At 64.6% G+C, this 10,693-nt stretch carries 9 protein-coding genes; 5 read left to right on the top strand and 4 right to left on the bottom strand.

All coding sequences use genetic code 11. The features are described from left to right. The coding region (locus JHD73_RS23985) for an ATP-binding protein (RefSeq protein ID WP_199032679.1) at positions 1-1,495 on the bottom strand (1,495 nt) is incomplete at its 3' end. A 306-nt stretch (positions 1,496-1,801) separates the two neighbouring features. On the opposite strand from JHD73_RS23985, the gene JHD73_RS23980 reads away from it, so the two are divergent. The 3 genes from JHD73_RS23980 to JHD73_RS23970 all read left to right on the top strand — a co-directional run bounded on the left by JHD73_RS23980 (position 1,802) and on the right by JHD73_RS23970 (position 4,281). Further along, positions 1,802-2,581, top strand: coding sequence for an AraC family transcriptional regulator (locus JHD73_RS23980; RefSeq protein ID WP_233177133.1), 780 nt, complete (start codon positions 1,802-1,804; stop codon positions 2,579-2,581). An 87-nt stretch (positions 2,582-2,668) separates the two neighbouring features. Then, positions 2,669-3,586 carry a DMT family transporter gene (locus JHD73_RS23975; RefSeq protein WP_199032678.1) on the top strand — a complete coding sequence of 306 codons (918 nt, stop codon included), beginning with the start codon at positions 2,669-2,671 and terminating at the stop codon, positions 3,584-3,586. A 2-nt stretch (positions 3,587-3,588) separates the two neighbouring features. After that, on the top strand, positions 3,589-4,281 hold the full coding sequence (locus JHD73_RS23970; RefSeq protein WP_199032677.1) for a B3/4 domain-containing protein: 693 nt from the start codon (positions 3,589-3,591) through the stop codon (positions 4,279-4,281). On the opposite strand, the gene JHD73_RS23965 is transcribed toward JHD73_RS23970, so the two are convergent. Continuing rightward, the gene (locus JHD73_RS23965) at positions 4,278-5,855 is read right to left on the bottom strand and encodes a TerC family protein (RefSeq protein WP_199032676.1); all 1,578 of its coding nucleotides are present in this window, start codon (positions 5,853-5,855) and stop codon (positions 4,278-4,280) included. The genes JHD73_RS23970 and JHD73_RS23965 overlap by 4 nt on opposite strands. Positions 5,856-5,964: 109 nt before the next feature. Next, on the bottom strand, positions 5,965-7,362 hold the full coding sequence (locus tag JHD73_RS23960; RefSeq protein ID WP_199032675.1) for a cytochrome-c peroxidase: 1,398 nt from the start codon (positions 7,360-7,362) through the stop codon (positions 5,965-5,967). A gap of 274 nt (positions 7,363-7,636) precedes the next feature. Here JHD73_RS23960 and acpA point away from each other — a divergent pair, with 274 nt between their 5' ends. Then, a complete protein-coding gene (gene acpA, locus JHD73_RS23955; RefSeq protein ID WP_199032674.1) occupies positions 7,637-9,775 on the top strand; it encodes an acid phosphatase in 2,139 nt (712 codons plus the stop codon). A 56-nt stretch (positions 9,776-9,831) separates the two neighbouring features. Here the strand turns inward: acpA and JHD73_RS23950 are convergent, their stop codons facing one another. Beyond that, positions 9,832-10,080, bottom strand: coding sequence for a dodecin (locus JHD73_RS23950; protein ID WP_064806855.1), 249 nt, complete (start codon positions 10,078-10,080; stop codon positions 9,832-9,834). 351 nt (positions 10,081-10,431) lie between these two features. On the opposite strand from JHD73_RS23950, the gene JHD73_RS23945 reads away from it, so the two are divergent. Beyond that, positions 10,432-10,693: hypothetical protein (locus JHD73_RS23945; RefSeq protein ID WP_199032673.1), on the top strand; the 262-nt coding region annotated here is incomplete at its 3' end.

Here is a 10,693-nt window from a genome sequence, read left to right as displayed (position 1 = left end):
GGCGGATGATGATCCAGAGCCCGCCCAGCGGCGAGGGCCTGGCCTCAATGGTGCCACCATGCGCGGCAACAATAGTCTGACACAGGCTCAGGCCCAGCCCTGCGCCGCCCTGCGCACGACTGCGAGAAGGGTCGGCGCGGAAGAGCCGGTCGAAGATGCGCGGCAGCATCGCCTCGGGTACGCCCGGCGCGCTGTCCTGCACGTCGATCTGTTGCCACTGGCCGTCCTGGTGGACATGCACGCGCAATGTGCCGCCGGCATCGGTATAACGCAGGGTGTTCTCCAGCAGGTTCTGCATGACCTGACGCAGGCGCTGCGGATCGCCGTTGACCATGGCCTCTTGCGAAGGCACGCTCGGCAGATCGAGTTGCAACGCGATGCCCTTCTCCATCAGGCGCGGCGTAAAGCCCTGCACGGCACTGCACACGGCATCGGCCAGATCAAGCGCTTCCATGTGGAAGGCCAGCGCCCCCACGTCGGCCAGTGACAACTCGTACAGATCGTCGATGAGCTTGCTGAGCGTGGCCACTTCAGCCTGCAGCGAGGCCAGCGAGGTGACCGTCAACGGACGCACGCCGTCTTGCATCGCCTCCAGTTCACCGCGCAGCACGGCCAGCGGTGTGCGCAGCTCGTGCGAGATATCGGCAGTGAGCTGGCGGCGCATCTTTTGATTGGCCTCCAGCGATGCCGCCAAGTGGTTGAAGTCTGCCGCCAACCCGCCAAGTTCGTCGCGCGAATGCACATCAACGCGCGTGGCGTAGTCGCCGTCGGCCATGCGGCGGGCGGCGTCGGTCAGCCGGCGCATTGGCGCAAGCAGCCCACGCGCAAGCAATACCGCCACCAGCGCGGCCAGCAGCACCGACAATCCGGCGATGATCCATGTCGCCCGCAGTTGCTGCCCCAGGAAAGCTTGGTCTGCACCTTCGGGCACACGCATGCGCGGCGGCATGGCCAACCAGCCGATCGTCAGATCGTTGTGACGGAGTTCATGCCATTTTGCGTTGGGGCCCAGCGGTGGCCCATCGCCAATGATGACGTGGCGCTCGGCATCCAACAGCCAGATCGGCGACCGGGGCATCGGCGGCGGCTCGCCTGGCGGATGCGGAGGCAGGCTGCCGGCGCGCGCAACATCCGGCGGCGCAGGCATGCCACGCCCCATATCGGGCGGCAGCGGATCAAAGTGTCGACCGGGCGGCGGGTCGAGGTGCTCGCCCCCCATGCCATTGGCACGGGCACGGGCACCTTCACGGCGCAGCAGGCGGAACCACGCCTGACGATCGTTGCGCAGGAATTCCCAGTTGCCGTGCTCGGCGTAAGCCGCTTCAACGCCGCGGGCGAGCACGGTCATACGCTCCGCCTCGCGTGTGTTGACGTACTCAAGAAAGTTGGCGTCGAAGCGCCACCGCACGGCTGCACCCATGGCAAGCGCCACGACGATGCTCAACGCGAACAGCACAACGAACAGCTTGGAGGTAATGCCGAAAGACGGACGCATGGATCGATGCAAACACACTGTCGCCCGCGCCAGCGGGGACGATTCCCGCATGGCCGGACGTCAGGCTTCACGTCATCTTACCGGGTGACCCCGGGCGGGATGCCTTGAGGATAACAACCGCATGGCACCAGAAATTGAGCGAAATGAGAAGAACACGTTCCACGGCGTTTCAAGATGGCGCCGCGCGCACGTGCCGCGATCTGTCGCATCGCTCACCCGCCCCCGCAAAGCACGCTATCCTGCGGCATTCGTCCCGCACCCAGGAGACCCGCCTTGCCCAGCCGGCCGGCCCGCCCCGCGTTCTCGATGCTCCGCTGCACCATGTACGGCGTGGAGGCCGTTGCCGCAGATTCCGGCCATACGTTCCCGCGCCACACGCACGAGCAGTTCGGCATCGGCATTGTCGACCGGGGTGCACAGAAGTCGTTCAGCGGGCGCGGCATGGTTGAAGCCGGTGCGGGCGACGTCATCATGGTCAATCCGGCCGAGGTGCACGACGGCACCCCGATCGGCGATGCAGGCCGCGCCTGGCGCATGCTGTACTTCGACCCGGGCACGATCGGCACACTTGCGCATGACCTGCAGATCGGCAAGAACAATATGGAGTTCAACCGCCCAGTCGCGCGCGATGCCAACCTGGCGCGGCGCGTGCGCCTGCTGTTCACGCAAATGACGGCACCCGCCACACAATGCGATGCACTGCTGCGCGAACAGTTGCTGCTATCGGTACTGGCCGATGCGCTGCACACCGTCAACAGCCACGCCAACGATGCCCCCGACGCCATCCGCATGGCGCGCATGCGCATCGACGATGACCCAGCCACCGGGGTCTCCCTGCTCGACCTGGCGCAGGAAACCGGGCTCAGCCGCTTTCAGGTGTTGCGAGGCTTTGCGCGTGTCACGGGCCTCACGCCGCATGCCTATCAATTGCAGCGGCGCGTTGCCCTCGCGCGCCGGCTGATCGCCCAGGGCCTGCCGCTGGCAGAGACTGCTGCAGCCTGCGGTTTTGCCGACCAGAGCCATATGACACGCCAGTTCGTGCGCAAATACGGCGTATCGCCTGGCATGGTGGCGGCGACGCGGTAACCGGCCGCTCTCTTCCCTGCAATTTCGTTCAAGACGCGCGCTTCGGGCGCCGCCATCCTGCGGTCTTTCACAGACGCAGGGTTCGACATGTCCAGACGCCTCGAAGGCTGCCTCTACCTCGCACTGGCGATGGTGCTGGTGGGCAGCACGGTTGCGGCCAGCAAGATCATCGCTGGCGGGCTCCCGCCATTCACCGCCACGGCGTTGCGCTTTGCGATGGCGCTGCCGCTGTTTCTCGTTGCCATGCGCTTAACGGGTGCGCGTTGGCCGGCGCTTTCACGCACGGAGTGGGGTCTGTTGTTCCTGCAGGCGGCGGCTGGCAGCGTGGGCTACACGACGCTGCTGATCTCGGGGCTTCGTCATACGTCGGCGGCAGATGCAGGCGTCATCATCGGCACGTTGCCGGTGGTATCCGCGCTCATTGCCATTGCGGTGCTGGGCGAACGGCCAGGGCGCGCGGTATTGGGGGCGATTGCACTGGCGACGACGGGCGTGCTGGCCATCGCTTTCCAACCCGGTAGCGACGCTGCGCATCCGCTGGCGGGCAACATGCTGGTGATTGGCGCAGTGGTGTGTGAAGGGCTGTTCATCCTGCTCAACAAGCGGCTGCGCACACCCGTGCCGCCGCTGGCGTTATCGACGTTGATGAGCCTGTTTGGCTTGCTGACAGCATTGCTTCCAGCCCTGTGGGAGACCCCATGGCAATTGCATGCTTCCACCCAGGCAACGCAAGCATTGGCCGCGGTTGCCTACTACGCCATCGTGCCCACCGTCGGCGGCTTCGTGCTCTGGTATGCAGGGGCGGCACGCGTGAGCGGCGCAGAGGCCGCGCTCTTCACGGCCCTCGCGCCGGTGGCCGCAGTCGTTTTTGCCGCCGTACTGCTCGGTGAGGTGGTCAGCGTTCGGCAAATCGCCGGCATTGCATGCGTACTGGCGGCGGTACTGAGCCTCGCCCTGGCGCGTTCATCTGCACCAACGTCTTCCCGCCCTAAGGAATCCATCTGACCATGCGCTTCGTTCATACTCCACAGATCTGGCAAGACTTTCCCGAACTCGTGCCCGGCGTGCTGTCCGTCAAGGGTGTCCGGCAGGATGCTCGCTTTGATACGGAAATCGCCCGGCTGCTATCGGTCGCCCGCGTCCGGTTGGCGGGCACACCGGAAGGCGAATTGCCCGAAATCCAGGCGTGGCGGCGCGCGTTCTCGCGCATGGGGCTAAAACCCACGCAATACCGCTGCGCCGCAGAATCGCTCTTGCGACGCTTCCGGAAAGACGACGCGCTGCCGCAACTGCACCCGCTCATCGACGTCTGCAACGCGGCCTCGCTGGCGTTTGCGATTCCGGTGGCGGTGTTTGATGCAATGGCCATCGACGGGCATCTGACCGTCCGCCGCGCCACTGGTAACGAGCGCTATCTCACCTTCGCTGGCGAAACCGAGCAGCCCGATGCGGATGAGGTGATCTTTGCCGACGGCGCCAACCACGCACACGCGCGCCGCTGGTGCCACCGCCAGAGCGGCGATTCGGCCGTCCGCGCAGAGACATCGAGCGCATTGATCGTGGTAGAAGGCATGCACGCAAACGCGGCGGCAGACGTGTATGCGCTGCTGGAAACGCTGGCGGCAACGCTGACGGCTGCCGGGATGAGTGTCTCGGCGCCCCGCCTGCTGAGTGCGGCGGCGCCGGAATACGTGGCTTAGGCTTCGGCGTCGGGCGCCGTCACCTCTTCCATGCGCTCGATGCGCACGCGCACGATGCGGCGGCTACCGGCTTCGAGGATGACGAAACGCAGGTCGTGGCGCACCAGCGTGTCGCCCACCTCGGGCAGACGATCCCATTGGTTGAACAGGTAGCCGCCCAGGCTCGTGGCACCACCACCTTCGTCGAGCAGCCAGTCGACGTGCAGCACGTCTTCGAGCTGGCGCAGGTCGGCCTCGCCAGCCACCTCCCAGCAGCCTTCGCTCGCCTGCTCCACGTCAAGGCGCTCGTCTTCGTCGGGAAACTCCCCGGCAATGGCTTCCAGCACGTCGATGGGCGTCACCACGCCCTGCACTACGTCCAGGGGATCGATCACCAGCAGCATGCGCCCGCGCGCACGCTTGAGCAGATCCATCAGGCGCAGGATGCCGACGTTATCCGACACCTTGAGCGCGGGCTTGACCGAGCGCTCCACGTCAATGGTGCCGCGCGTGTCGAGGTCACCCATCAAGTCCTTGGCACGAGCCACGCCCACCAGATCATCCAACCCGCCTCGGCAGACCGGAAACTGGTTGTGCGGCACCGCCAGCAACAACTTGCGCGTGGTTGCCGCATCGGCATCCAGGTCCACCCACGAGATGTCGTGACGCGGCGTCATGATCGAGCGCACCGAGCGCTCGGCCAGATCCAGCACGCCGCTGACCATGCTGCGCTCTTCGGGGCGGAACACGGCCTCGGGCGCGGGCTGATCCGCATGGGGCGCAGTTTCGTGGGCCTCGGTATCGGCCGGGGTACCGCGACGGTCGCCCAGCAGGCTCAGCACGGCGTCTGCAGTGCGCTCACGCAGCGGGCGGCGGCGCTCGTAGCGCACGGTGTTGCGCTGGGCTACCTGGTTGAAGAACTCGATCAGGATCGAGAACCCGATGGCCGCATACAGATAGCCCTTTGGAATATGGAAGCCCAGCCCTTCCGCCACCAGGCTGAAGCCGATCATCAGCAGGAAGCTCAGGCACAGCACCACCACGGTGCGATGCGCGTTGACGAAGTTCGTCAGCGGACGCGAGGCGAACAGCATGGCCCCCATGGCGATCACCACGGCGGCAATCATCACCGGCAGGTCATTGACCATGCCCACGGCGGTGATAACGGAGTCGATGGAAAACACCGCATCCAGGATCACCACCTGGGCGATCACGTTCCAGAACTTGCCGTGACCGGTGCCGTGGCTTTCGTCCTGAGGCTCGCCATCCAGGCGCTCGTGCAGCTCGGACGTGGCCTTGAACAACAGGAAGAACCCGCCCAGCAGCAGGATGATCGAGCGGCCCGACAGATCCACCGGTCCGATCGTCAGCAGCGGCTTGGTGAGCCCGATCAGCCATGACATGGCCATGAGCAACACCACCCGCATCCCCAGCGCCAGCCCCAGGCCGATCATCCGCGCACGATCGCGCTGCGCTGGCGGCAGCTTGTTGACGAGGATGGCGATGAAAACGAGGTTGTCGATGCCGAGAACGATCTCGAGCACCACGAGGGTGAACAGGCCAATCCAGATGGACGGGTCAGCAAGCCAGGTCATAGGGAAGATTCAGTGACAGCGCAAACGCAATCTGCCGATGATAACCGCAGCGCACGCATGGCCAGCGCTGCGGCAGAGAACGCAACAAATGGGCCGACCGCCTATGCGCTCAACGCTGCGCCACGTGGGAAACCCGGGCGGCCCGCCCGGCCGGCTTCTGAGCCTGCACGGGGCGGTAGCCATCGGTCAGCGTCTTGAGAAAGACAACGATGTCGCGCACGTCGGCCTCGGAGAGCACCGGCTTGTCGCCTGGCTTGCCACCGAAGGGCGGCTCCATGTTGACGTTGGCGCGGTACTGGGCCGGCAGATCGTCGAACTTGTCGACAGTGCCATCGGCCTTGCGCGGATACCACTTCTGCGGTTGCGTGTCGCGCTGGGCGTAGAAACGCACGGCGTCTTCCAGCGTATGGATGGCGCCGTTGTGGAAGAACGTCTTGCGCAGCGCCACGTTGCGCAGTGACGGCGTGCGGAAGCGGCCGCAGTAGTCGGTGCGGTCTTTCAGGTCGGTGCGGTCGGGGCCGCACAGGCCAATGTCAAAGAACGCCGGATCGGCATTGGCCGGCAGCGCGCGGTTGCGCGGCACGCCCACGGCAATGTGGCCGAAATCGGTGAACGCAGGGAAGGCGCCGTCCTGCTTGATGGCGCTCACGTGGCACGAGGCGCAGTTACCCTTGGCCGGATCGGCAAAGACTTGCAGGCCGCGCATCTCCTGCGGCGACAGCTTGACCTGCTTGCGCAAGAACGCGTCGTACTTGCTGTCGTACGGATAGAACTCCGACGGCGTCTGCTGGAATACCTCCAGCGCCATCAGCGCGGCGCGGAAGGCGGTGTCCTCATTGTCAAGAATGTCGTCGCCGAATACCTGGCGGAACATCTGCGCGTGGCGGCCGCTGCGCAGCTTGGCAACCACGGCAGCCGGCGTACCGTTTGCCATCTCGTGCGCGGAAAGCAGCGGAATGCGCGCCTGATCGTGCGTGGAGGACACGCGACCGTCCCAGGTGTAGCCGCCGGTCGGGCCCTGGTCTTCGGAATCGTTGCCGTCGTTCTCGTAGAAGTGCTCGGAGAACGGCGGCACATTCTGGATGTAGCGCAACGACGGCGCGGCGCGCACGCCGGTCTTGTGCATGTCGGCGCCGCCCAACTGCACGGACAGATCGTTCGGCGGGCCGTAGGCGTGCGTGGGGCTATGGCAGCTCGCACAGGCCTGCTTGCCAGAGGCAGACAGTGCTGGATCAAAGAACAGCGCCTTGCCCAGTGCCGTCATGGCGGGCACCGATGGGCGGCGTGTCGCCATCATCGTGTAGAAGGCCTTCTCGTAGGCCGGTGCAGCCGGTGCGGAAGCTGCCACCGGCTTGACTACTGGCGGGGAAGCCGACGGAACCGAGGCAGCCGTCGCCGCCTGCGCCGAGGACGGTTCGCCGCGTCCGCACGCAGCCAACCCGGCAAGCGCAAGCGCCGAAACAGCGATCACGCGAAACGTGGCAACAGGCAAAAGACGACGATGCATTGGCGATGGGCGGAATGTTGGGAGCCTTGCAACTTAGCATGCAAGTGATGACACTTTGATGTCGTCAAACGTCTGTCACGTCAGCCCTTGGAGAACGTTCATGGTGGCAAATGTCTTCAAACGTTCGGTGGTGCCCCTGCTCCTCCTGATGATGGTTATCACGGTCAATTGGACCGAGACTCGCTTCAGGCCAACGTTTTCATCATCAACTTGTCACACAGGAAGACCAGACTCCGGCTCGCTTTCGTCCCCCACACAACAATCCAGGGAAATCATGAGCCGAGCATTCCGTCTTCTGCCGCTGACCGCGCTGGTCGCGGCCAGCATGTCCGCCTGTGGCGGCAGCGACTCGAACAACAGCGCCTCCACCCAGTCCACTTCGGGCGTGGTGACGGGCAGCTACTTCGAGCATGCCAAGGTCTGTATCGATGCCAACAACAACGGCAAGTGCGATTCGGGTGAAGCCAGCACCTATACCGATGCCAACGGCGCGTACACGCTCGCCGGCACGGGCGCCATCACGGTGGAAGTCGGCACGGATGCCTTCCGCAACGACCCGGCTACGGGTGCCCACAATGCCATCACGCAACCGCTGGTGTTCCGCGCACCGGCCGGCGCCGCTGGCGTGGTCAGCGCAATCTCGACGGAACTGGCTGCCCTGATGGACAGCAACGGCGGCGACATCAACGCTGCCAAGACAGCCCTGGCCGCGCGCCTGGGCGTGACGATCGACAAGCTGCTGGAAGACCACAACAAGGAAAGCGACGCCAACATCAAGGCGGCTCTGCAGGCTGAAATCGATCAGGCCATCGCGCTGATTGCCGATGCCGTGGCCAGCGGCGGCGACATCAACAAGGGCATCCGCGACGGCGTTGCCAAGCGCATGGCGCTGAACAACAACGTGCAGACCATCGTCGTGATCTACGCGGAAAACCGCGGCTTTGACAACCTGTATGGCTTGTTCCCGGGCGCCAACGGCATTCCGGGTGTGAACCCGACCTCGACGGGCACTGCCGTTGCACAGAAGGACTTCGACGGCTCCGTCCTGCCGACGCTGCCGCCGACCTGGGGCGGTGTGACCGCTGCCGGGCAAACCGTGCAGGTCACGCAGGCGCAATCCGCCAACATGCCCAACCAGATGTTCCAGATCGACAGTCCGTCTGGCTTCGGTACTTCGGGCACCGTTGTCGGCCAGAACGTCATCACGCGCGACCTCTGGCACCGCTTCTATCAGAACCAGATGCAGATCAACGGCGGCAAGAACGACAAGTTCGCCGCTTTTGCTGATGCGGGTGGCCTGTCGATGGGTTACTACGACGGCAGCAAGATGGCCATGTGGAACATCGCCAAGCAATACACGCTGGCTGACAACTTCTTCATGGGCGCCTTCGGTGGTTCGTTCCTGAACCACCAGTACCTGATCTGCGCGTGCGCGCCGATCTACCCGAACGTCAAGAACTCGCCTGCCTTCAAGAGCCCTGCCACCATCGCGTCCGTCGACGCCAACGGCACGCCGCAACTGGCACCGAGCGCCAGTTCCGTGATGGCAGGCTCGCCGACCTTCCCGGGCGACGGCAGCCTGACCCCAATCGACAGCAACGGCAACTCGTACGCAGTCAACACGATGCAGCCGCCGTACCAGCCGTCGGGTAACGGCGTGGCCAGCGGCAACGCTGCCTATGCTGACCCGACCAAGGCTTCGACGATGCCGGTGCAGTCCACCACCAACATCGGGGACCTGTTGACCGCCAAGGGTGTGAACTGGGCCTGGTACGCTGGCGCCTGGAACGCCGCGCTGGCCGACGCACCCAACACCACGCGCAGCGTGATCTACGGCGGCACGATCCAGTTCCAGCCGCACCATCAGCCGTTCAACTACTTCACGCGCTTCGACCCCGCCACCACCACCGGTACCGCCGAGCGTGCAGCCCACCTGAAGGATTACGACGCCGCCTTCCTGCAAGATGCCGCCGCAGGCAAGCTCCCGGCCGTGACGTTCTACAAGCCGCAGGGCAACCTGAACCAGCACGCCGGTTATGCCAACGTGGCCGACGGTGACGCCCACATCGCCAACGTGATCGCCCAGCTGCAGAAGAGCCCGCAGTGGAAGAACATGGTGATCGTGGTGACGTATGACGAAAACGGCGGTTTCTACGACCACGCCACGGTGCCGAAGGCTGACCGCTGGGGCCCGGGCACGCGTATCCCGGCGATCATCATCTCGCCGTTCGCCAAGAAGGGCTTCGTTGACCACACCCAGTACGACACGGCTTCGGTGCTGCGCCTGATCACGCACCGCTTTGCCCTGCCGACGCTGCCCGGCATCAAGCAGCGTGACGACGGCCTGGTGGCCAACGGCAACAAGCCGATGGGCGACTTGACCAACGCGCTGGACTTCTCGCAGTCGCAATAACGCCTGCAGCGCAGTCCTCGTGAAGAAGGCAGCCTCCGGGCTGCCTTTTTCTTTGCCTACTTGCCTTTCTTCTTGCCGGCAGGTTTCTCGCTCGCCAGGCTCTCCAGCCGCATCCCCACCTTGATGGTCACCTGCCAGTGGGCAATCTTGCCGTCCACCAGGTGGCCGCGCGTCTCAAGCACTTCAAACCAGTCAAGGTATTTCAGCGTCTCGCCGGCCCGGGCGATGGCATTGCGGATGGCCGCATCGCTCGACTCCGGCGAAGACCCCACCAGTTCGATCATCTTGTAGGTATGGGAACCCATATCGCCTCCATGTTGGTCTGGGTGTCGTGCAGAAGGTCTCCTGCAGACTGCACGCAGAACGCGCCCACGACAGAGCGTGCGCCACGTCACTTACCAGAATGGCTGGTGCCGCCGCACTCTGCCAGCCCATTTTTTGGTGGGCAAATCAAAAGCTTGGCGGTTAATTGCGTTTACAAATTTGACAAAGCCTGTCACGCCGACCGACGCAGCGCGTCAAACCAGCCGAGACCTCTGCTTGAACTGTCATATTGCGCAGGTACCCTGCGCGGCTTTTGTATGACATCACGGCGTCCTGCCGCTGGCACAGAACGTGCCTTAGGTAGTTCACCCGTGTCCCCTAGAGGAGGCGCAATGCGCCACCCCGCCCAACAAGCTATCGCCACGCCCCCGCTCCGCCGCACGTCGTCTGCATCGTCGACCGCGTCTTCCGACACCTCACGCCTGCTGGCCGAGACTGTCGCCTTCCATATCGAACGCGGCGGGCGCCGCATCGAGGCCACCTACTCGGCCCGCAACGGCATCGTCACGGTCAAACATCAGGGCAAATCCCTGTCCACCTATTCACCGCAGGGCGACTTCAAGGCCGTTGCACGCCAACTGCTCAGCGTCATGC

The organism is Ralstonia sp. ASV6, assembly GCF_016429285.1.
Taxonomy (GTDB): Bacteria; Pseudomonadota; Gammaproteobacteria; order Burkholderiales; family Burkholderiaceae; genus Ralstonia; species Ralstonia flaminis.
This window is presented reverse-complemented; position numbering and strand designations above follow the sequence as displayed.